Origin of the sequence: Streptococcus sp. UBA4344 (assembly GCF_002393675.1) — a bacterium.
Lineage (GTDB): Bacteria > Bacillota > Bacilli > Lactobacillales > Streptococcaceae > Streptococcus > Streptococcus vicugnae.
This window is the reverse complement of record NZ_DGTE01000007.1, coordinates 1-22866: the sequence shown is the minus strand read 5'-3', so window position 1 is coordinate 22866 and position 22866 is coordinate 1. Positions and strand designations below refer to the sequence as shown.

Below are 22866 nucleotides of genomic sequence, written 5' to 3'. Positions count from 1 at the left end.
AGCAAAACAGAAATGATAATAAGAATACTCATTGCACCATTTAATGAAATGACGACCGAGTTTACATTTTTTATCATTGAAGCATTTTGACTGACTGCCGAAACTTGTTCCATAGCCAATAATTTAGTTGCCATATCTTCAATATTCTTACCTGAATGATTCTTTAGAGTGATTAGATACGCATTATCTTTAACACCATCATTAAAAATCTTTTCGTAAGCTTTTTGTGACATAAATAGATAATGACCGACGTTCATTTCAGCCACTGCCGAAACTTTAATGGAACGTTTCTGACCATCTTGATCTTTTAAGTCAAAGGTATCACCCGCTTCAACCCCATACAAACTAGCAAGTTTTTCTGAAATGATAACACCATCATCGGTTAAAGATAAATTGTTTCCTGTCTTTGCATCTTTAAGGTGAATAAAATCACCAAAATCTTTGCCTTGACTAACCATGATTGAAATATCTTGTTTATCACTCAAGTCTGAAATGTTTTCTGTTAAATGTGACAAATAGATACTTTGGTATTGGGATACTTTATCAGAATCTAGGAATTCTTTTAACTCTTTTTGATTACTACTATCATCATTTTTCACCACAATCATATCATAAGGCATCAAACGTGAGAATTGATTATCAATAATTTTACCTAAAGAAGATTGAATACCAAGACCAGCAAATAGGAGAGCTACCGAGCCAGCAACACCAAATATAGTCATCAGCATACGCTGTTTGTAACGAAAGATATTACGTGCGGTTACTTTATGAGTAAATGATAAACGACGCCAAATAAAGGCCAAACGCTCCAAGAAAATTTTTGAACCTTTAACCGGAGGTTTTGGTAATAACAATTGTGAAGGTTTCTCACTAAGTTCTTTTCTGGCGATGATAAAAGCTGGTAAAACCGCACTAACCAGTGCAAATACAACTGCAATAAGGGTATATGACCAATAGAAATAAAGATTGGTACTTCCTAAAGTCGTATCACCAATCACGATTTCTGCAATCACTCGTGATAAAACATAATGACCTCCCAAAACTCCCAAGATGGTACCAGTCATACTGGCAACAAAACCATAGATAACAAATTTCTTGATAACATCACTATTGCTGTAACCAAGAGCTTTTAAAACACCAGAATTTGTTCGCTCTTCATCAACAAATCGTGTCATCGTTGTAAATGTGACTAAAGCAGCAACAACATATAAAACAACAGGAAAAATATTTCCGATACTTCCAATACTTGAGGTGCTAGAGGCATATGTTTGATAACCACCTCCACCTGGTAGAGTAGAACGAGTATAGGTCGTATATGTCGGCTCTTTCATTGCATCAATCTTACCTTGAGCTACTTTGATTTGTTTTTCACTCTCTGTAATTTGAGATTGTGCCTGTTCAAGAGAACTTTGTGCTGCTAGCTGCTGTTCTTTAGGCAGTTGAGCAAGCATTTCTTTTTGGGTTTCTAGTTGTTTTTTGGTTTCATCGACTTTTGCTTGGCTATTATCAATTTCTGCCTGAGGTTTTGAAGTCAATTCTTTTAAGCGCTGACTTGGATTATCTGAAAGCAAGTCATCTAATGTATCCTCTTTTTGAGCAATTTTTTCTTTATAAGCTTCAGAAAATGGATTTAAATCTTTTAAGTCATCATAGCGAATTCTAACAATAGTATAATAGTCACTATCAAAAGCTGATTCTGGAACTATAGCATAGTATTTCAATACGCCATTTCCTGCACTTGAGGTTCCAAGACTAGATTTTGAAAGCAATTCTGATGAATTAACAAAGCCAACAACCCTGAAAGCTGTCTGTTTTAAAATGCCTTGTTCATCAGATTGGGTAAATGTAATAGTATCTCCAAGATGATACTTCTTCTTCATAGTTGAAGCAAGAGCAATCTCATCAGATGTTTTAGGATAAGACCCTGAGACAAGTTCATATTTTGAAATCTTCTTACTCTTTGAAAAAACACGAATAGCATCATCAGTATTTTTAATAGTAACGTCTGTTAAATAGCCATACTCAACATGACTATTTTTAATCGAATCGAGTTCTTTTACATCATCTTCACTAAAGCCATAACTAGCTATGACTGATAAATCCATAGCATTTTGCTTTTTCAAGTAATCACTAGCTGTTCTTTGCATATCAGGGCCTGTTACTTTTAATGCTACAAAAGCAAAGGCTCCAAGCATCATCAAGAGCATGATAGACAAAAAACGACCTTTAGAACTACCAATTGATTTTCTGATATCTTTCCAATAAGTCTTTTTTGACATAGCACTCACCTCAATATTCTAACGTCTCAATATCTTGAGGGTGCTCATTAACTTCAATACTGCTTACAGTAGCATCATGCATGTGAATAACACGATCAGCAATCGGTGCAAGGGCAGAGTTGTGTGTCACGATAATAACTGTTGAACCTTTGTGACGAGACATGTCTTGCAAAATCTTCAACACTTGTTTTCCGGTTTGATAATCAAGAGCTCCTGTCGGTTCATCACAAAGTAGTAATTTTGGGTTTTTAGCCACCGCACGCGCAATTGACACACGTTGCTGTTCACCACCAGAAAGCTGCGCTGGAAAATTATTCAAACGTTTACCCAAGCCAACATCAATCAAGGTCTGTTCAGCGTCTCTTGCGTCTACTACAATTTCTGATGCCAATTCAACATTTTCTTTTGCTGTTAAATTAGGGACTAAATTATAGAATTGAAAAACAAATCCGACATCGTTACGACGATATGTTGTCAATTCTTTAGCATTATATTGAGAAATATCAACACCATCAATCAATACTTGACCTTCATCGTTGGTATCCATCCCACCAAGAATATTTAAAACCGTTGATTTTCCGGCACCTGATGCTCCAAGAATAATCACTAACTCTCCCTTTTCGATAGCAAAGTTAATGTCATTATTTGCTACAATTTCAGTTTCACCAGTTTTATAACGCTTGTATGAGTGCTTCATTTCAATATAAGCCATAAAATCACCTCTTTGTATTTCTTAATTAAACATGTTGTTGATTTAATTCGAGGAATAGTATATAATTTTCACAATTATTAAACAAGGACAAAAATAGACAATCTGTTCATTTTAGCTATATCCAAGAAAGGAGAGTTATTTTGGCAAAAAGACAAACCGAAACCACGAACTATCTCAAGCAGGCTTTAGCAAAACTCTTATTAGAAAAAAGCTTTGAAGAAATTACCATCTCTGATTTAACAAAAACTGCCGGAGTTAACCGTGGGACGTTCTACCTCCATTACGTTGACAAATATGATATGATGGACCAATTAAAACATGAAACTCTTAATGATTTGTTAGCTATTCTCAACACCGACTCCCTTTATACCGATACTCCAAAAGTTATCACACGTTGCCTTGATTACGTTCGTGACAATTTCAAATTAACTTATGCACTTTCAAAATCATCATACTCTAATTTTTCCAAGACCGTCAAAGATTTTATCTACAATTTTCTTTTGACCATCCCAGATTTCAAAGAAATCCTTGTCACCTACTATGGAATTCCTTTCCAGTATGCTACTGAGGTTTATTTGTCTTCTATTGAGAGTATTATTTCACTGTGGGTGAATAATGGTGGCAAAGAAAGTACTGAAGAGTTAACTGAGATTATTCTCAAAGTTGCTTCACTGGATAAAACTCTTTAAGAGTCATAAACAAAATCCCTCACCTAGACAAACTAAGTGAGGGAATTTTTTAAATTGATTTTACCGCATTGATTGCTGCTTGATAGTCTGGCTCTGAGTTTACATTTTCCAAGTATTCAGCATAAACCAAATGATTATCAACATCTAAAACGAGTACTGCTCGCGCTAAAAGATGCCATTCTTCCATTAAAAGACCATAAGCCTTACCAAAACGATTATCGTAGTAATCAGACATCATAATGGCTTTATCAAGTCCTTCAACACCACACCAACGTGCTTGTGCAAAAGGAAGATCAGCTGAAACAGTAATCACAACAGTATCATCCATATTAGATAATTCTTGATTAAAGGTACGAGTTTGTGTAGAACAAATGCCAGTATCAATTGATGGGACGATACTAATCACTTTTTTCAAGCCAAAAAAATCAGATAAACTCTTAATAGTTAAATCAGATGTTCGTAGTGAAAAATCGGGCGCAACATCGCCAATTTGAAGTTGTTTACCAACTAAGTTTACAGGTTTTCCAAGAAAAGTTGTCATATCTATTCCTCCGTTATAAGGGGGCTCTTTTTCCACCAAATATAATACTAAATCAGATGAATAAGCCTTTTATTCATCTCTTATTTTACCGAAAAATGACTTTTAAAACGAAAAATATGCTCGGAAATCATAGGTATTTACTAGCTTCTCTGATTGAAAGTGAAGACAATTTTTCTTCATTTTTAGCTAAAAACTGTCTTACCCAATCAGGATTAACCTTTGAAATATCACGTAAAGCCCAGCCGATGGCTTTATTGATAAAGAATTCTCTTGAACCAAGATTCGTTAAAAGAATCCATTCTAACAATTCTAGCTTCGTTTTCTTTTTTCGGCCAAGTTGATGAAGTATGGCTATACGACGAAACCAGAGATTGTCATCTTGAGCCCATATTTTCATAACATCATCTACTCTAGTATCCTCTAAACCGATTCGACCAACAATTCCTGCTAACACATCGATACTGTCCCACCACTGCTTACTTGAAATAAATGGCTTTATCTTTTTAATATCTTCAAAAGTCAGGTATTTTTGAAAGGCACGTAAATAATCAAGTACCAAGTACTGATATTCACGATGCTTATCTTCCCAACAGTGATCTAAAAACGCCCAATCTACTGTTCCCTTTTTTTTCTCAATAGCTATAAATTCTTTGTAAATTGCCCGTCGATTCGGGGTTTGAATGCCATAAAACAAAAAACGATTTTTCATGTAAGCTGACATTTCTTGAGCCTTTTTAGGATTGGCATTAGCTTCAAAAGATCGACAAATGTCATCATATTTTGACATAAACTTCCTCCAAAAACTATCGTATTATCATCTAAAAATCATTCTATCAAAAAGCAGCCTGTTTGGCATACAGACTGCTTGCTTTTACCCTATGAACTTAATACGAATCACCAATTAGATTTTTTCAAATGCCAAACGCAAATCTTCAATCAAATCATCTGCGTTTTCAAGACCAACTGACACGCGGATTTGATTACGAGTAACACCACAAGCTAGAAGATCTTCTTCAGAAAGTTGTTGGTGAGTTGTTGTCGCTGGATGCACAACCAATGATTTAGCATCAGCAACATTAGCTAAATCTGAAAAGATTTCAAGGTTATCGATGAATTTATGTGCTTCTTCTTGTCCACCTTTGATATGGAAAGTAAAGATTGAACCCGCTCCTTTAGGGAAATATTTTTGAGCCAATTCATAGTATGGACTTGATGGTAAGCTAGGATAATTAACCTTCTCAACTTTTGGATGATTTTCCAAAAATTCAACGATTTTTTTAGTATTTTCGATGTGACGGTCAATGCGAAGCGATAGTGTTTCAAGACCTTGTAAGAGCAAGAAGGCACTAAATGGTGACAAAGCGGCACCAGTATCACGCAACAATTGTACACGCAAAGCTGTAATAAAGGCTGCTGTACCAATATCACGTGTATAGCTAATATTGTGATAAGATGGGTCTTCCTCTACGAATTGTGGGAATTTTCCTGAAGCTTCCCAATCAAATTTACCTGAATCAACAACAACACCGGCAATGGTTGTTCCATGACCTCCGATGAATTTTGTTGCTGAGTGAACGGCAATATCTACCCCATGTGAGAAAACATTGATAAGATATGGTGTTCCGAAAGTATTATCTGACACCAAAGGAATTTTATGAGCGTGAGCAATATCAGCAATCTTTTCAATGTCAGGAATATTGATGACTGGATTACCAAGAGTTTCAATAAAAACAAGTTTTGTATTGTCTTGAATGGCTGCTTCAATTTCTTCAAGATTAGCAACATCGACAAATGTTGTTGTTACACCGTATCGTGGAAGTGTTTCTTTAAGCAAATTGAATGTTCCACCATACAGTGTTGTGGCTGCTACCACATGATCTCCAGCGTGTGCCAAGCCTAAAACTGCGTAAGTAATAGCTGCCATACCTGATGATGTAGCGAGTGCTCCTACACCACCTTCTAGGGCAGCAATACGATTTTCAAAGACTTCAACTGTTGGATTCCCAATACGTGAATAGATATTCCCTGGTTTTTTTAAACCAAATAAGTCTTCACCTTCTTGAGCATTATCAAAAACATATGATGTAGTTTGGTAAATTGGAACAGCACGAGATTTAGTGACAGGGTCAACAGTTTGACCAGCGTGTAATTGCAAAGTTTCAAAATTATATTTTCGTGTCATGGCATGTACTCCAATCATTAAAATTTCTGAATGTACATACAATTTTACACTCTTTTAAAAAACTTGACTAATACTTATTAAAAAAGACTAGATATAGTTTCAAACTATACCCCTCACTCAAAGGCTCTGGCAAAACGCTGGGTATCTAGTTCAATCTGTTCTGACTGAGCCAAAGCTGAAATAACTGCTACACCATCAGCCCCAGTTTGACGTATAGCAGCAACATCACCAAAAGTAATCCCGCCAATTGCTACGATTGGAATTTTTGGATCCAGTTCACGCATTTCTCTCAAGCCTTTTAAGCCGATGACTTGACCAGCATCAGATTTAGAAGACGTTGGAAAGACAGGACCAACACCAATATAATCAACTTTCTCAATATCAGACAAATAGTATTCTTTGCTATTTCCGACAGATAAACCAATAATCTTATCAGGAAATAATTTTCTTACCTGACGAACCGGCATATCATCTTGACCAATATGAACACCATCAACACCAATTTGCAGAGCTAAGTCAATATCATCATTGATGAGAAATAAAACGTGATATTTTTGGCAAAGCTCTTTAACTTTTAATGCCATAGCTGTCTTTTCTTGCCCAACGAGCGCTCCTTGGCCTTTTTCACGAAATTGAAAACAGGTTACACCAGACTTAAAAGCTGCCTCAAGTGTACCTAGGAATTTTCCCTTAGGGCAATTTTGGGTGCCACAAATAAAATAAACTTGTAACTGTTCTTTATTCACAATAATCCTCTACTTTTTTCAATCTTTTAACGTCTTGATTGCTAATCTGACAAAGGGCATCTAAAAAGGCAATCTGAAAACTACCTGGTAATCCTTTACCTGATGCCTCTTCTGCCATTTCACCAGCAATATTATAAATAGACATAGCTTCTTCCAGACAAGCTAATAAATCTCCTTTTTTAGCCAATCCGATGAAAGCCGCTAAAACCGCACCAAGTAAACAACCTGTTCCCGTCACCAATGGCATTATTGAACTACCATTTTTAAGAAGTTTCACTTGCCCATTGACAGCTATAGCGTCTATCTTTCCGGTGATAACCACTGGGATATTTAGTTTTTGATTGGCTAGCAGAGCTAAGTGACCAATATTGTCTACATCAGCTGAATCAACCCCTTTACTAGCTACCTCTTCCCCAATAAGCGCAGCAATTTCTCCAGCGTTCCCTCGCAATAGTGAAATCTTATGATGTTCAACCAAATCAAGTGATACTTTTTTACGATAAGCACCTGCACCAGCTGCAACAGGATCTAAAACGGTTGGAACTGAATATTTTTCAGCAATATCTAAGGCATCTTTATATAGTTGCCAACTATCTTCTTTCAAAGTCCCAATATTGACTAAAAGACCACTTGCATTTGGTAAAAAATCTTCCAAATCTAGTTGGTATTCACTCATTGCAGGTGAAGCTCCCAAAGCCAAAAGACCATTGGCCGAGAAATTTTTAACAACATTATTCGTCAGACAAATAGTCAAAGGCTTTTCTTGTCTTAAATCGTCTAAATATGTCATTTAATCTCCTTTATACGTCACATGATTTACCGGACCATTACCATGACCAAGTTCAGGAGCTGTTTTAATGGCTTCTGTAATAAATCGTTTGGCTGTTGCTACTGCTTCTTGGACGGTATGACCTTTAGCTAATTCCGCTGTGATAACAGCTGCATAGGTACAACCAGTACCATGTGTGTGTTTAGTTGGAATTCGTTCAGCAGAAAATGTCATCACTTGACCATCTTCTAAGAAAAGAAAATCTTTTGCTTCAGTTTCCAAATGCCCACCTTTAATCACAACGTTTTTAACACCGTATTTTTCTTTAATGGCTTTACCTGCTTTAAGAATCGCAGCCTCATCTTTCAATTCTTGTCCAAAAAGAACTTCTGCCTCTGGTAGATTTGGCGTAATAATCGTCGCTAAAGGTAGCAATTTTTCTTTCAAAGCTTCAACAGCTTCTTGGCTAATCAAGCGGTCACCACTGGTTGCCACCATAACAGGGTCTAAGACATAGGGACATGAAATAGTATTCAAATACTGACTGACTCGTTCAATGGTTTCAACTTCAGCTAACATCCCTGTTTTAATCGCATCGGGAGTAATATCAGAAAAGACACTCTTTAATTGTTCATCAAGAATGGTTTGATCCAGATTACAAATAGCCTGAACACCTTTGGTATTTTGTGCCACGAGACTGGTAACAACAGCCATGCCATAGACACCACGCGCTTGAAAGCTCTTTAAATCCGCCATGATTCCCGCACCACCACTTGGATCTGTTCCCGCGATGGTTAAAGCGACATTTAATTTAGACATTTCTTACCTCCTCTGGCCATTCTTCTTGATCTACTGCCATTTGAAAGAAATTACGTTCATGTTGGCAACTTTCTAAGAAGACACGAATGACTTCTTTTTTATTTTCTTCTGGTAGTTGTTTGCTATAACGTTTTAATAAGTCAAAATAAGTTGGCAAACATGATGTTGCCCCATCACCAGCATAAAACTCAAACCATGTTTTAAAAGGATTCTCATCAGCAATTTTGCCACTTGCAAGAGCTTTTTGAGCAACTTGCTGATAAATCCACGGGCAAGGAAGCATAGCCGCAAGAATATATGATGGATTATCTTGATAAAGTTGATAATACATGTGCTTAATGTAGTGACCAGAACTTGGATACCAAGCTTTATCCTCAATAATATCATGATAATCTCTACCAGCAGCTTCAGCTAAAATATGATGAGCTCCAACTTCATGATTAAAAATGAAATCAATCTGACTTAAAAAGAAATTTTTAATTGCTTTATCTGGAATTCGCGCAAATAATTGGGCATAGATGTCAGCAAATTTCTCCAAATAAATCGCATCAGCCTTTAAATAATGACAAACGGCCTCTTTTGACAAATTTCCTGCAATCATATTCTGGATAAAATCATCTTGATAAATCTTATCAACAAAGATAAGACTACGTTTTTTCATTTCATTAATCATTTTTTCTTCCTTTACAAATTTTTTAAAGTCATTTAAACATCGAATAGTGTAAAATCTCTGTCCTTGATTATCTTGAGGATTATCAGCGTTTGATAGGTAAATTCCTTTAATACCACATTTTTGAGCTTCAACTAGATTTCGAGAGCTGTCTTCTAGGTAAATAACTTTTTCGCCATTAAGAATTTCTTTATCAAGCAAGAAACGATAAAAAGCTTCAGTTTTATCCGCAAATCCTTCCTCAATACAAGAATAGATTTTAAAAAAGTATTTCAATACTGCTTTTGATTCAAGACCTATTTTAGCCAAATCATCATAATTTGAAGTGACCGCATAGATCACATAACCCTCTCTAGACAAATCTGCTAAAAACTCAGCTGCATGAGGCATCAGCAAGACTTTTTGATAAGCTTTAACTAGCTGCTCTTTAACTTTTTTGGCTTGATAGACCACATTTTTCTTCGCAAATAAATTAGCTAAATATTCTTGTGCTTCTATCATGTTTAAGCACCAAAGCTGCTTCTTAATTGACTGAGTATATGGGATGTTTGCATGTGATAATACTTGCTCTATAACCTCGTCCCATAATCCATAAGAATCAAAAATCACACCATCTAAATCTAGAAAAATAACCTTTTCAGCTTTATTTTTGAGCGACAAGGGCAACATAACCTCCTTTGTCGTATCCTTCAATCGGCTCTTCCACAAAATCATTAGTGTAGATTGGCTGAGCAGTTAGAGTTTGGAAATAACGAATGTTTGTCATACCAAGTTCATCACGAAGAATATTTTCTTTTTCAAGTGGCGAATGAAAAATGGCGGAGCGGACAAGCTCGATTGGATAAGGGAAAGTTGGTGCAATTTCTTTAAAGATTTCCTTGTCATACTCACCAACATGTGCAGCAAATTTGTACAAAATGCCATAAGCGCTTTCGACAGGCACATCAAGCAAGATTAAATGTCCACCTTTTTTCAGAGCTTTATGACAATTTTGGTATGCTGCTGATAAATTTTTGATATAACTTGAACAACCATTTAAATAAATGACATCATAAGCATTTGGAGTCAATTGGCTTGTTTCAGCATCGCCAATCTTAACAGTCATACCACGTTTTCTGGCAATTTCAGCCATGTCATTTGAAGGTTCAACACCACGTTGAACTTTGATACCATATTCACGATTGAGTGCTGCTTCAAACAAACCACTACCACAACCAATCGACAAAATATTATCCTTTTCAATACCATGCAATGCTCGGTGTAACAATTTCAGTTCACTAGCAAAGACATTTGCATTTGACATAAACCATTGATCATAAGCATTTGCATAACCATCAAACATTTTTGCTTTTTTCATTACCTATTTTCCCTCTTTGATTCCCTTAGCTACATATAATTTTTCCAAATGCATGAAATAACTTGAATACTTTAATCCTTTAATCCTTTAAGCACAGCCATTGCTAAGGCACCACCAATAAGTGTTGCTAAAACAAATCTTGGTGTAAAAAAGAGTAATGATTGTGCCTGACTAGCTTTTGATAAGACTTCTTCATCACCATGTGCTGAAAATGTCCAGAACCAGACCATAACAGGTGCTGAGACCAGTGAACCAATAATACCTGTTCCAAGAAACTCACCAAACCAAGACATGATTGGTTTCTTCGTTAAACGGTAAAAATAAGTTGCTAAAAATGCCCCCGGAACAGAACCGATAATTGCTAAAGGAGCCACACTAGCCACACCAGCTTGAGTTAAAATTCTCATAATAGCAACAATAAAAGCCATAGCCACAGCATAAAGTGGCGTCATAAATGTTCCAGCAATGATATTCATCACGCTTGACATGAAAGCCATACCTTCAATCCTAAAAAGCGGTGTTAACAAAAAGTCTAAGGCAATCATAATAGCTAAAACAGTTAAACGATGTACACGATTACTCGCCATAAAAATTCCTTTCCTGACACTAACATGCACCAAAAGCTCACAGAAATAAAAAGACTCCATTTGAAAAATCTCAAATGGAGTTTATCTATTTAAAAACTGCGAAACAGCTCTTTTGACTCTACAAAAGAACTATCTTATATCGATTTTTGCACAACAAAAAACAGCTTTTTGTTGCTCACACATTTCCCTTCGTCAGTTCTAACTGCATCAGGTTCAATGGGTATAATCTCAGCTTTTACGCACCCCAAATGTCTTATTTAATTACAGAATAACTATACCACACCACTTCTAAATATGCAACAATATTCAGAAAATTTTAGATAAAGGAAAATCTGCCCAGCAAGTTGTCAATTGATAAAAAAAGGGTATAATGTGTACAAAAGAACTTTTAAAATGGAGTAAAATATGAAATATTTAGGGCAGGCCTTCAAAGAATTAAGAGAAAGTAAACATATCTCGCTAGCTAAAGCCTCTGGCGGGCAATTCTCTCCTTCAATGCTCTCAAAATTTGAAAGCGGAAAGAATGACCTTTCTGCTCAAAAATTATTTATAGCACTTGAAAATACTCACATTGAAATCAATGAATTTCTTTATCTGACTAGAGGATTTTTAAAAAGCGACTTGGTAGAATTACAAGAGAAAATCTATGCTTGTGAGGAAAAATTTGATAGTGCTGGTTTACAAAAATTGTATGAAAGTGAACTTAAAAAACAGCAAGATCAAGAGACAGGAATGATATATGCGCTAATTGTTAAAGCACATTTGAAAGCCTTTGATGAGAGTGTTGAACTGACAGCTAAAGAGGAAACTTTTCTTTATAATTACCTTTTTGATACTGAAATTTGGGGCAATTATGAGCTGACATTACTTTCTATTTGCTCTACCTTATTATCTCCTGATTTGTTTACCATGTACGCTAGAGAATGCCTTCGAAAGACTGATTTTTTAGGAGAAATCAAAGAAAATCGAAAAATCATTCATAACATGTTGCTCAATGGTTTTCTGCTATGTATTGATGAGAACGATTTCATCAATGCTAATTACTTTGACAAACAAATTCAAAAGCATTTTTACCAAGAAAGCGAAGCTTATTATCGTATTGTTTATCTATGGGCAAAGGGGCTATTTAGCTACAAACAAGGGCAGCAGCAAGCTGGTAAGAAGCAAATGGAAGAGGCTATCCACGTTTTACGGATTTTAGAATGTCATTCAACTGCTGACTATTACACTTCTGGCATGCAAGAAGCCATTAAAGGCAATGACGATTAGGTATATTTTTTGAATATATTCAAAGTGCTTATTTTGAGAAAAATTTTATTTTCATGCTCAACGTTCACAAATAGAGATTTGATTCATTTATAAGTACAAAAAAACAGTCCACTGGACTGTTTTTTTATATTTGTCTTAGCTGTTAATGGTTAAATTTAAGAACTATTCATCTTTACTACAATCAAAGCTTTTTGAATATATTCAACGTTTTGTTTCCTTAAAAGATAGTCATATTATAATGTTTTAAAATCAATTAAGGAGACAAAATCATGAGATTATTTTTTAAAAATAAAATTTACCACCTTTTGACCGTTTCTCGTTTTCTAAATACTATCGGCTCCTCCTTGTACAATATTGTTTTTATCGTCTATGCTGCTACCGTTTTTAATTCGAAAATTATGGTGAGTATTGCTAATGTGACAATAGTCGTTCCGACACTCTTTACCATTTGGATTGGAATAAAAGCTGACCAAACCCAATCTAAAAAGAAATGGATTGTTATCACAGGTTTCGTTCAATCAATTATTTTTACACTCTTAGCTTTCATAATCACTGAGCCTAGTTTGCTTGCTTTTTCTTTTATTTGTCTGTTTAACATTCTTAGTGATATGCTAAGTGACTTTTCAAATGGTCTGCGGATGCCCATTATTCAAAAATACGTTCGCAAAAAAGATTTAATCGAAGCCTATTCCTTTACACAATTCATCTCTTACATCTGCAGTTTTTCTGGACAAGCTTTAGGAATTTGGTTATTAACGATTTCTCAACACAACTTTGCGCTTGTCGCAATAATTAATGCACTCTCTTTTATGCTGTCAGCTCTGGTGATATTAATCATCAAAGACGACGCTGATTACGATGTTTTATCAAGCGATAATGAACTATCATTCAAAGAACAATTTTCAAACTTATACCATAATGTTATGTTGATTTTTAACGAAACTAATAGCGCTGATTTTATTCACTTACTCCTAGCAATTCTCTGCTTAAATATGCTCAGTGGCTCACTTAATGCTATTTATAATATTTGGCTACTGTCTGCAAAAATTGGTCACCTATCCTACAGTCAAGCACTACTTCTTATTGAGTTTATCTTAGTCGGCGGTATTTTGATTGGAAGCTTGACACCACACGATTATTTTTCTCAAAAATCAATTAGACAATTGCTAAAAATTAGTGCAGTAATTTTCTTTCTTGTCGGTCTTTCAAATCTTATCCACTTCCCCTTAATTATCGGTATTTTACTACTAGCATTTGCCAGTTATTTAGTCGGAAAAGTTAATCCTAAAATTAATTCTCAATTATTGAGCAATCTTCCAGCCAATACCTTAGCACAAACAAATAATTTTCTGACTTTTTTGTTCACCTTGTCCCTTCCTGTCGGAACAGTATTATTTAGTAGTTTATCTTCGTGGAATATCACATCCACTTGGATTACATTTCTGGCTTTAGCTGTTGCTGTCTTTAAATTGTCAGCTTCTACTAAAACTGTTGCTGATTGAGAATTAAAAAAAAAATCCAAGTTTACCTTGGATTTCTTTTGGTATTACTTCTCCTATTATTTCTTCTCAATCGGTGCAACGCTGGCAAGTAATTTTTTAAGGCCAACTTCTGGGAAATTGATTTTAAGTTCTTGAGTTTTACCTGTTCCAGTGACAGCAAGAACTGTTCCATCACCCCATTTTTTGTGGTGAGCAATATCTCCGATTTGCCAGTCAACAGCTTCTTTTGAAGCGCTAGCTGATTGCCCAAATGGAACAGCTTTTCCAGCTTTTGAATATGGCTGTGCAGCACGAGATGTCGGCTGAACTTTTGCTTTGCGTGCCTGAAGGGCTTGTTGAAGACTCATGCCCTTACCAAAACTCATCGAGTCACTACTACTGTTGCTATAACGAACGCCAAATGATGAATTCGCTGGTCGAGCCAAACCTTGGTATTGCAATAGTTCATCATCAATTTCACGAATAAAGCGTGATGAACGATTATAGCTTGTCTTACCAAACAACGTACGCGTATTGGCATTAGTTACAAAAAGCAACTGCTCAGCACGTGTGATACCAACGTAAGCCAAACGACGTTCTTCTTCTAACTCATCTTGGTCTTCAGCGGCACGAGAAAGTGGAAAGACACCTTCTTCCATACCAATCAAGAAGACAATTGGAAATTCCAAACCTTTGGCAGCATGTAAGGTCATCAAAGTCACTTCTGCAGTTTCTGCATCACCGTCATCAGTATCAGCAATCAAAGCCAAATCATTCAAGAAACGGCTTAGTTTGTCAATACCAGATTCATCTTCAGGAGCATCATCTTGATTTTCATCAAAGTTTTTCGTAACAGTCAAGAATTCTTCGATATTTTCGATACGTGCTTGGCTTTCAAGAGTATTTTGTACACGAAGGGCATCAAGATATCCAGTCTTATCAAGGACAGCTTCAACTAATTCAGTAACTGTGTATTTATCCAAATCCGCACGAAGATTCATAAGAAGGTTTGCCAAATCCCAAACAGCTTGCGCAGCTTTTCCTTTAACACCAGAGAGCATGATATTAGCTGAAGCGTCAAGCAAGCTCATATTTTGAAGGTTAGCAAAGCTACGAATTTTTTCAAGCGTTCCAGGACCAACACCACGTTTTGGTTCATTAACAATACGTTCATAACTGATATTATCAGCTGTATTGGCAATAACGTTCAAGTATGAAATCACATCACGAATTTCCTTACGGCTATAGAATTTTGTTCCACCAACCATAGTATATGGAATATTTGATTTGAGCAGCGCTTCTTCAATAGTACGTGATTGCGCATTGGTACGGTAAAGAACCGCAAAATCTTTAAAGTTTTTACCTTGTTCACGGACAATATTGTCAATCGTTGAAGCAACGAAGACTGCTTCTTCACGTTCATCACGCGCACGGTAGTAAACAATTTGTTCCCCATCAGCATTTTGAGTCCAAAGTTTTTTCGGACGACGATTGCGGTTGTTATTGATAACAGCGTTTGCTGCTTGCAAGATTTTCTTAGTGGAACGATAGTTTTCTTCCAACATAACAACCTTAGCTTCCGGGTAATCTTTTTCAAAATCAAGGATATTTTGCATATCCGCACCACGCCAACCATAAATAGATTGGTCGGCATCACCAACGACACAGATATTTTTAAAGCGGGAAGCCAAAAGTTTGACCAATTGGTATTGCGCGTGGTTAGTATCTTGATACTCATCCACATGAATGTATTGGTAACGTTGTTGATAATAAGCTAACACATCAGGATTTTGGTCAAACAAACGAAGGGTTAACATGATAAGGTCATCAAAGTCCATGGCTTCGCTTTGACGAAGTTCAGCTTGGTAAGCTTTGTAACATTTTGCCACGATTTGCGTGTACATATCACCTGCTTGATTTTCGTAAGCCACTTCATCAAGCAAATCGTTTTTAGCATTTGAAATGGTTCCAAGAATCGCACGTTCGTTCCATTTTTTAGGATCAAGGTTAAGATTCTTCAAAATACGTTTCATGAGCGTACGTTGCTCACCTGGATCCACGATAGTGAAATTGCGATTGTAACCAATATGGTCAGCATCACGACGTAAAATACGCACACACATGCTGTGGAAAGTCGCAATCAAGGTATCTGCAGTCGCTGGATTCAAAGCCATAGCACGTTCACGCATTTCACGGGCAGCTTTATTGGTAAAGGTAATTGCAAGGATATTCCAAGGATTTACAAATTTTTCATCAATTAAGTAAGCAATGCGGTGTGTCAACACGCGAGTCTTCCCAGAGCCCGCACCTGCCATAATCAAAAGCGGACCTTCTGTCGTTTTAACAGCTTCAGCCTGCTTATCATTCATACCATTTAATAAAGGATTCATCGTATAAAAGACCACGGAGGTTCTGCCATCAGCTCCTATCAGCCATGAAAACCATCCGAGATTTATTCCTCTCTATATTAATTATTTCATTAAAATCAATGCTTTTCTATTGTACCATTTTTTAAAGAAATAATGTTGGCTGGTTTTACTTTGTTTGACAAATCTTCAAGAAATAAGAATGCACAATATCGTTATCATCAACTTCTGGATGAAAAGATAAACCAACTTGATTTTGATAACGGGCAACGACGATTTTTCCATCATGTTGCGATAAAATTTCAACATCATCTCTAACCCCACAAATATAAGGAGCTCGGATAAATGTTGCAGGGACTTGACCTAAATTCGCAAAGTCAAGACTGGCATGAAAACTTCCTAATTGTCTACCATAAGCATTACGCTTGACAGTCACTGGCAATGTTCCCAAATAATTGTCTGCTTGATTTTCCACCTTCTCAGAAAGCAGAATCAAACCGGCACAAGTTGCTAAAACAGGCAATCCTTGCTTGATTTTTTCTTGCAAAGGTTTTAAAAGTCCCAAGTCACGTAATAATTTTCCCTGAACGGTTGATTCTCCTCCAGGTAAAACAAGACCATCTAAAGGTTTCTCTAAATCCTTTAACTGTCTAATTTCAAAAGTCTTAGCTCCTAGCGAAGCTAATTTTGCTTTGTGCTCTGCAAAGTCGCCTTGTAAAGCAAGTACTCCAATTAAAACCATACAACCTCCTAGATGCCACGTTCAGCCATAAGCAATTGGATTTCATCTTCATTAATCCCGACCATTGCTTCACCAAGATTTTCTGACAATTTTGCAAGTAGTTTCTTATCTTGATAATTAGTGACTGCTTGAACAATCGCACGAGCACGTTTTTCTGGATCTCCTGATTTGAAAATTCCTGATCCGACAAAGACACCTTCTGCTCCAAGGTGCATCATAAGTGCTGCATCAGCAGGCGTAGCCACACCACCTGCAGCAAATAGAACAACTGGCAATTTACCAGTTTCATGAACTTCTTTAACCAAATCATATGGAACTTGAAGTTCTTTTGCCGCATGATACAATTCATCCTCACGAAGAGAAGTTAAACGAGCAATTTCACGGTTCATTTGGCGCAAATGACGAACAGCTTGGATAACATCGCCTGTACCAGGTTCACCTTTTGAACGAATCATGCTTGCTCCTTCAGCAATACGGCGTAGAGCTTCTCCAAGATTCTTAGCTCCACAGACAAAAGGAACATCAAAGTTTGTTTTATCAATATGGTAAAGATCATCTGCCGGTGACAACACTTCACTTTCATCGATGTAGTCAATTTCAATAGCCTCAAGAATTTGGGCTTCTACAAAATGACCAATACGAACTTTTGCCATAACTGGAATAGAAACAGCTTCTTGAATTTCTTGAATCATCTTAGGATCACTCATGCGTGAAACACCACCAGCTGCTCGAATATCTGCTGGAATTCTTTCAAGTGCCATGACGGCACACGCACCTGCTGCCTCAGCGATTCTCGCTTGTTCTGGTGTAGTGACATCCATGATAACACCACCTTTAAGCATTTGGGCCAATTGTTTGTTGAGTTGATAACGTTGATTTGTCATTAGAAATACCTCATTTACTTTTTTGTTGCTTTTCATTATAATAAAAACTGACATGGTATCAAGCGTCAAATAAAAACTTTTTTATAGGGTCAGTTTGGAGGTTTTATGCTTACATATTCATTGGACAATCACGCATCTATTCCCCTTTATGAACAGCTCTATCGAGCTATAAAAAACGATATTACAGCTGGCATTCTTGAAGCAGGTGAAAAGCTTCCTTCAAAACGTAATTTAGCCAAACACCTTGGGGTGTCTATTGTTACGGTAGAAACAAGCTATCAGCAATTAAAAGCTGAAGGCTATATTTACAGCCAGGCTAAAAGAGGTTTTTTTGTGTCAAAAATTAATCCTCATCATCCACCTGTTGAAAAAACAATAAGGTTACTTTCAAACCCAGAAAGCATGCCAGATGAGGTCAAACCAAGTTTACGACTAAGCAACAACCAAACCAATTCTGAGACTTTTCCTTTTGCAACATGGTCAAAAATTGTTCGACAAGTCCTCAACAATTGTCAAAATGAACTTGTTCACCCCTCACCAAGTAAGGGAGTTCTCATGTTGAGACAAGCCATTGCCAAACACTTAAACGACTATCGAGGAATGGCTGTTGATCCTCGACAAATTATCATTGGAGCTGGGACAGAGTATCTGTATACTATTCTCATTCAGTTGGTAGGATTGGATAAAACAGTCGCTCTGGAAGAACCAAGCTACTCAAAAATTCAAAAAATTTACCAACAATTCAAGGTCAAACAAACCTTTATCGATATGGAAGAAGACGGCATTAGTATGTCTCAACTAAAAGAAAAAAATGCTGATATTGTTCACCTTTCTCCTTCTCATCAATTTCCAACAGGTGCTATTCTTTCTATTAGTAAGCGTTATGAACTTCTTAGTTGGGCAAATCAAGGAGATCGCTATATCATTGAAGATGACTACGACAGTGAGTTTCGCTTTCATGGCTTACCAATTCCAAGCCTTCAAGAAATCGATAGTCTTGGAAAAGTCATCTACATTAATACCTTTAGCAAAAGCTTAGCTTCTACACTTCGTATTAGTTACATGATTTTGCCACCACAATTACTAGAGCGCTTTGAAAAACAGCTCAGCTTTTACAACAATACTGTCTCTAATTTACAGCAATATACGCTGGCTTATTTTATGCAAGACGGCTATTTTGAAAAACATTTAAATCGTATGCGCCTGTTTTATCAGAAAAAACGTGATTATCTGATTCAAAATTTATTAGCAAGTCCTTTAAAAAAACACATCAGCATCCATGAAGAAGAGTCTGGTTTGCATTTTATTATGACCATAAAAAGTCGTTTATCTGAAGAAGAAATTTGCCAGCAGGCTCTCAAAAATGACTTGCAAATAACACCAATTTCTCACTACTATCATGGCGAAAATAAGCAGTTTGACAAGTGTTTTATCGTAAACTACGCCAATATCTCAAATCAAGACTTAGAAAAGATTATTAATATTTTATCCCAAATTATTCTCTAATTTTTTCACATTTTATATTTTTCCCAAACAATTTAAAAAATACTATTGACAAAGTTCGGTTTTTGCTTTAACATAGTATTCAAATCAAATAGCAAACCGAATGATGTCATTCAGGAGAAGAAAGCTTGCCTTTCGCCGAAGGAGTTACGCTCTCAGGTGTCATAGACAGGGACTGGGTGATGGACGGACTTCTGGAGAGACCTAGTAATAATTTATTACACTAGCGCTCTTTTGAGTCAGTATGTTTTTAAGGACTAAGTATTGTAATACTGACACAAAAGAACTAGATAGGCGCCGAAGGGGCAAGGCTGAACGCTAAGTTTAGCTCAAACTCTCAGGCAAAAGGACAGAAGATAAGAATCGATTAACAGGTAAGGTTGAATTATCTTTGTCAGTCTTCTTATCACTTTTCAGGAGTTATCGTAATGATAACTCCTTTTTCTATTCTAAATGGCATCGTGGGAGCTATATTTAGTAGGAGTTTTTTCGTATATGCTTAACTTTTTTACAATGTTAGATGATATTGTCTGGGGTGCCCCACTGCTTATTCTTTTAGTGGGAACTGGGATCTACTTAACAGTTCGTCTTGGTTTACTTCAGGTTTTAAAATTACCTAAGGCCTTCAAACTCATTTTCGCTGACGATAAAGGTCAAGGGGATATTTCAAGTTTTGCTGCTCTTGCAACTGCTCTTGCTGCCACTGTTGGTACAGGAAACATTGTTGGGGTTGCAACAGCTATCAAGGCCGGTGGACCTGGTGCACTTTTTTGGATGTGGATGGCTGCTTTCTTTGGAATGGCAACAAAATATTCTGAAGGGCTTCTTGCTATCAAATATCGTACGCGTGATGATAACGGCGAAGTTTCTGGTGGTCCAATGTATTATATCTTAAACGGTATGGGTAAACGTTGGAAACCACTTGCTGTCTTCTTTGCCATTGCAGGTATCCTTGTTGCCTACTTTGGTATTGGTACTTTCTCTCAAGTTAACTCAATTACTTCATCACTTGAAAATTCATTTGGCTTAGCGCCACAAATCGTTAGTATCGTTGTTGCTGTAGTAGTTGCTATTATTATCTTTGGTGGAATTAAATCAATCTCAAAAGTTGCTGAAAAAGTGGTTCCTTTCATGGCAATCATTTATATCCTAGCAACACTTGCTGTTATTTTCTGCAATGCAAACCAAATTCTACCAGCATTTGGTGAAATCTTCTCTGGTGCCTTTACTGGTACTGCTGCTGTCGGTGGTTTTGCCGGAGCTGTTGTTAAAGATGCTATCCAAAAAGGTATTGCACGTGGAGTCTTCTCAAATGAATCTGGTCTAGGTTCAGCACCAATTGCTGCTGCGGCCGCTAAAACAGAAGAACCTGTTGAACAAGGACTTATTTCAATGACTGGTACTTTCATTGATACTATTATCATCTGTACTTTGACTGGCCTTTCAATCATTGTTACTCAAAAATGGACAGTAGCTGGTCTTGAAGGGGCTCCATTGACTCAAGCAGCCTTTTCATCACTCTTTGGAACACCAGGTGCACTGGCTCTTACATTCTGTTTGGTCTTGTTTGCCTTTACAACTATTCTTGGTTGGTCTTACTATGGTGAACGTTGCTTTGAATTCCTTTTCGGAACAAAACACATCAAACTCTACCGAACTATTTTTGTCATCATGGTTGCCCTTGGTGGGTTCCTCAAATTGGAATTAATTTGGATTATTGCGGATATCGTTAACGGGTTAATGGCTCTTCCAAACCTTATCGCTTTACTTGCCCTCTCACCAGTTATTATTCGAGAAACAAAAAATTACTTTGCTCGCATGAAATAATAAAAAAACTAGGATTACTCCTAGTTTTTTATATCTAATGATTAGCTAGATAGTTTTCAATGACTTGAAAAACACCTGCTTTAGCATTTGATGGAGCTAAAAAATTAGCAGCCGTTTTTACACGTTCAGGCGCATTTTCCATAGCATAAGAGTATTTAGCTAATTGCAACATGGCAATATCGTTTTCCCCGTCACCAAAAGTCATTAGTTGATTAGCCGATACTTCACGTAATCTCATCAACTCTTTCAAGCCTAAAGCTTTATCTACTCCCGGTAAAACCACATCAATTGCACCAAAGCCACTCGCCATGGGAACCAAATCAGGAAATTCCTTTTTAAAGTCAGCGCTAACTTTCTCAAATACCGCCAAAGGCAATTGCATTGTGATTTTATTAATTGTTTCTTTTGGCAAATCAGACACGTCATCTAGTAAAATCACGTTTGGAAAACTTGCATTGTAATAATCTAGAGTTGCTTCATCTGCTAAATTCTGACAAGCATAAGCACCTTTAGTCATATAGGAATGCTCTGGGGATGAAATAACGATGTGATAATCGTCAAAATGATTTTGATAATAATCCAAAAAATGTTGAAGTTGCTGTGAACTTAAGTTTTTTAAATAAATCGTCTTATCTTTGACAACTAAATGACTGCCATTTCCTACAACATAAGCTAGCCGTTTAGCAAAATCCCCAAAAACGATTTTCATTCTTGAAATTTGATTTCCAGTTGCGACAACAAATAAAATACCACGTCTATCTAATTCATCTAGTAACTGTTCAAATCGGTTCGCATCAAATTTTCCCTCTTCATCCAAAAATGTTCCATCCATATCAACGGCTATTATCTTTATCATCACATCTTCCATTCTTATTTTAAAACTAAAGTGAACTAGTACAATGCTCCCACATGTTGCAGGAGCATTGTTTTTTATTTTTCAGCTTCTTTAATAGCTTTTTGGCCATTAGTAGCAAGAACTTCTTTATACCAATAGAAACTATCTTTTGGTGTGCGGTTAAGAGTACCATTCCCAGCATCATCCATATCAACGTAGATAAAGCCATAACGCTTGCGCATTTCACCAGTACCGGCTGAAACAATATCAATACATCCCCAAGTTGTGTAACCGATAAGGTCAACACCATTTTCAATAGCATTTGCCATGGCGTTGATATGAGCACGGTGATAACCAATTCGGTAATTATCATGAATAGAACCATCTTCTTCTACCGTGTCAAAAGCACCAAGACCATTTTCAACCACCATTAAAGGAATTTCATAACGGTCGTAAATTTTTTCAAGGTAATATTGAAGCCCCGTTGGATCGTGTGCCCAACCCCAATCTGAGTAAGTCAAATAAGGATTTTTAGCACCAGCTGAAAAGTTACCAGAAACCTGTTCACCACCAGTATGAGTAGTCACATTATTTGACATATAATATGA

Annotated in this window: 21 protein-coding genes and 2 riboswitches; of the genes, 5 read left to right on the top strand and 16 right to left on the bottom strand. The window is 36.6% G+C overall.

Annotated elements, in window-relative coordinates; translation table 11 throughout:
* Together B4D49_RS01460 and B4D49_RS01455 are read right to left on the bottom strand one after the other, a co-directional pair.
* Window positions 1-2279 (bottom strand): ABC transporter permease (locus B4D49_RS01460; RefSeq protein ID WP_286782974.1); only part of this gene is annotated, 2279 nt, incomplete at its 3' end.
* Between the two features lie 10 nt (window positions 2280-2289).
* Complete coding sequence (locus B4D49_RS01455; protein WP_199543858.1) at window positions 2290-2991, bottom strand: ABC transporter ATP-binding protein; 702 nt, start codon at window positions 2989-2991, stop codon at window positions 2290-2292.
* Between the two features lie 140 nt (window positions 2992-3131).
* Here B4D49_RS01455 and B4D49_RS01450 point away from each other — a divergent pair, with 140 nt between their 5' ends.
* Complete coding sequence (locus B4D49_RS01450; protein WP_286782973.1) at window positions 3132-3680, top strand: TetR/AcrR family transcriptional regulator; 549 nt, start codon at window positions 3132-3134, stop codon at window positions 3678-3680.
* A 49-nt stretch (window positions 3681-3729) separates the two neighbouring features.
* On the opposite strand, the gene tpx is transcribed toward B4D49_RS01450, so the two are convergent.
* The 9 genes from tpx to thiW all read right to left on the bottom strand — a co-directional run bounded on the left by tpx (window position 3730) and on the right by thiW (window position 11351).
* Window positions 3730-4221 (bottom strand): thiol peroxidase, encoded by a 492-nt coding sequence (gene tpx / locus B4D49_RS01445; RefSeq protein ID WP_286782972.1) that lies wholly within the window; start codon window positions 4219-4221, stop codon window positions 3730-3732.
* A gap of 127 nt (window positions 4222-4348) precedes the next feature.
* Window positions 4349-5008, bottom strand: a complete 660-nt coding sequence (locus B4D49_RS01440; protein WP_286782971.1) for a DNA alkylation repair protein — start codon at window positions 5006-5008, stop codon at window positions 4349-4351.
* Between the two features lie 114 nt (window positions 5009-5122).
* The gene (locus tag B4D49_RS01435; protein WP_286782970.1) at window positions 5123-6403 is read right to left on the bottom strand and encodes an O-acetylhomoserine aminocarboxypropyltransferase/cysteine synthase family protein; all 1281 of its coding nucleotides are present in this window, start codon (window positions 6401-6403) and stop codon (window positions 5123-5125) included.
* 113 nt (window positions 6404-6516) lie between these two features.
* Window positions 6517-7149: a thiamine phosphate synthase gene (gene thiE, locus B4D49_RS01430; RefSeq protein ID WP_286782969.1), complete on the bottom strand. Its 633-nt coding sequence runs from the start codon at window positions 7147-7149 to the stop codon at window positions 6517-6519.
* Complete coding sequence (gene thiM, locus B4D49_RS01425; protein ID WP_199543847.1) at window positions 7142-7939, bottom strand: hydroxyethylthiazole kinase; 798 nt, start codon at window positions 7937-7939, stop codon at window positions 7142-7144. Before thiM ends, thiE begins: the two co-directional genes overlap by 8 nt.
* Window positions 7940-8737, bottom strand: a complete 798-nt coding sequence (thiD, locus tag B4D49_RS01420; protein WP_286782968.1) for a bifunctional hydroxymethylpyrimidine kinase/phosphomethylpyrimidine kinase — start codon at window positions 8735-8737, stop codon at window positions 7940-7942.
* A complete protein-coding gene (gene tenA, locus B4D49_RS01415; RefSeq protein ID WP_286782967.1) occupies window positions 8730-10067 on the bottom strand; it encodes a thiaminase II in 1338 nt (445 codons plus the stop codon). The genes thiD and tenA overlap by 8 nt, the downstream gene beginning before the upstream one ends.
* Window positions 10051-10764: a class I SAM-dependent DNA methyltransferase gene (locus tag B4D49_RS01410; protein ID WP_199543825.1), complete on the bottom strand. Its 714-nt coding sequence runs from the start codon at window positions 10762-10764 to the stop codon at window positions 10051-10053. Before B4D49_RS01410 ends, tenA begins: the two co-directional genes overlap by 17 nt.
* 71 nt (window positions 10765-10835) lie before the next feature.
* Window positions 10836-11351, bottom strand: coding sequence for an energy coupling factor transporter S component ThiW (gene thiW, locus B4D49_RS01405; RefSeq protein WP_286782966.1), 516 nt, complete (start codon window positions 11349-11351; stop codon window positions 10836-10838).
* 167 nt (window positions 11352-11518) lie between these two features.
* Window positions 11519-11608: riboswitch (TPP riboswitch) on the bottom strand.
* A gap of 148 nt (window positions 11609-11756) precedes the next feature.
* Between thiW and B4D49_RS01400 the strand changes: the two genes are divergently transcribed.
* Window positions 11757-12620 carry an Rgg/GadR/MutR family transcriptional regulator gene (locus B4D49_RS01400; protein ID WP_286782965.1) on the top strand — a complete coding sequence of 288 codons (864 nt, stop codon included), beginning with the start codon at window positions 11757-11759 and terminating at the stop codon, window positions 12618-12620.
* A gap of 269 nt (window positions 12621-12889) precedes the next feature.
* Complete coding sequence (locus B4D49_RS01395) at window positions 12890-14122, top strand: transporter (protein ID WP_286782964.1); 1233 nt, start codon at window positions 12890-12892, stop codon at window positions 14120-14122.
* 56 nt (window positions 14123-14178) lie between these two features.
* On the opposite strand, the gene pcrA is transcribed toward B4D49_RS01395, so the two are convergent.
* From pcrA to pdxS, 3 genes are all read right to left on the bottom strand, one after another.
* Window positions 14179-16491 (bottom strand): DNA helicase PcrA, encoded by a 2313-nt coding sequence (gene pcrA, locus B4D49_RS01390; RefSeq protein ID WP_286782963.1) that lies wholly within the window; start codon window positions 16489-16491, stop codon window positions 14179-14181.
* A gap of 145 nt (window positions 16492-16636) precedes the next feature.
* Entirely contained in the window at window positions 16637-17209 is a 573-nt protein-coding gene (pdxT, locus tag B4D49_RS01385) for a pyridoxal 5'-phosphate synthase glutaminase subunit PdxT (RefSeq protein WP_286782962.1), read from the bottom strand.
* A gap of 8 nt (window positions 17210-17217) precedes the next feature.
* The gene (gene pdxS, locus B4D49_RS01380; protein ID WP_074481718.1) at window positions 17218-18093 is read right to left on the bottom strand and encodes a pyridoxal 5'-phosphate synthase lyase subunit PdxS; all 876 of its coding nucleotides are present in this window, start codon (window positions 18091-18093) and stop codon (window positions 17218-17220) included.
* Between the two features lie 105 nt (window positions 18094-18198).
* Between pdxS and B4D49_RS01375 the strand changes: the two genes are divergently transcribed.
* The gene (locus tag B4D49_RS01375; protein WP_286782961.1) at window positions 18199-19599 is read left to right on the top strand and encodes a PLP-dependent aminotransferase family protein; all 1401 of its coding nucleotides are present in this window, start codon (window positions 18199-18201) and stop codon (window positions 19597-19599) included.
* A 181-nt stretch (window positions 19600-19780) separates the two neighbouring features.
* Window positions 19781-19959: riboswitch (glycine riboswitch) on the top strand.
* A gap of 132 nt (window positions 19960-20091) precedes the next feature.
* The gene (locus B4D49_RS01370; RefSeq protein WP_286782960.1) at window positions 20092-21423 is read left to right on the top strand and encodes an alanine/glycine:cation symporter family protein; all 1332 of its coding nucleotides are present in this window, start codon (window positions 20092-20094) and stop codon (window positions 21421-21423) included.
* A 34-nt stretch (window positions 21424-21457) separates the two neighbouring features.
* Here B4D49_RS01370 and B4D49_RS01365 read toward each other — a convergent pair whose 3' ends face one another.
* Window positions 21458-22279 carry a Cof-type HAD-IIB family hydrolase gene (locus tag B4D49_RS01365; RefSeq protein WP_286782959.1) on the bottom strand — a complete coding sequence of 274 codons (822 nt, stop codon included), beginning with the start codon at window positions 22277-22279 and terminating at the stop codon, window positions 21458-21460.
* A 74-nt stretch (window positions 22280-22353) separates the two neighbouring features.
* Window positions 22354-22866 (bottom strand): family 1 glycosylhydrolase (locus B4D49_RS01360; protein ID WP_286782958.1); only part of this gene is annotated, 513 nt, incomplete at its 5' end.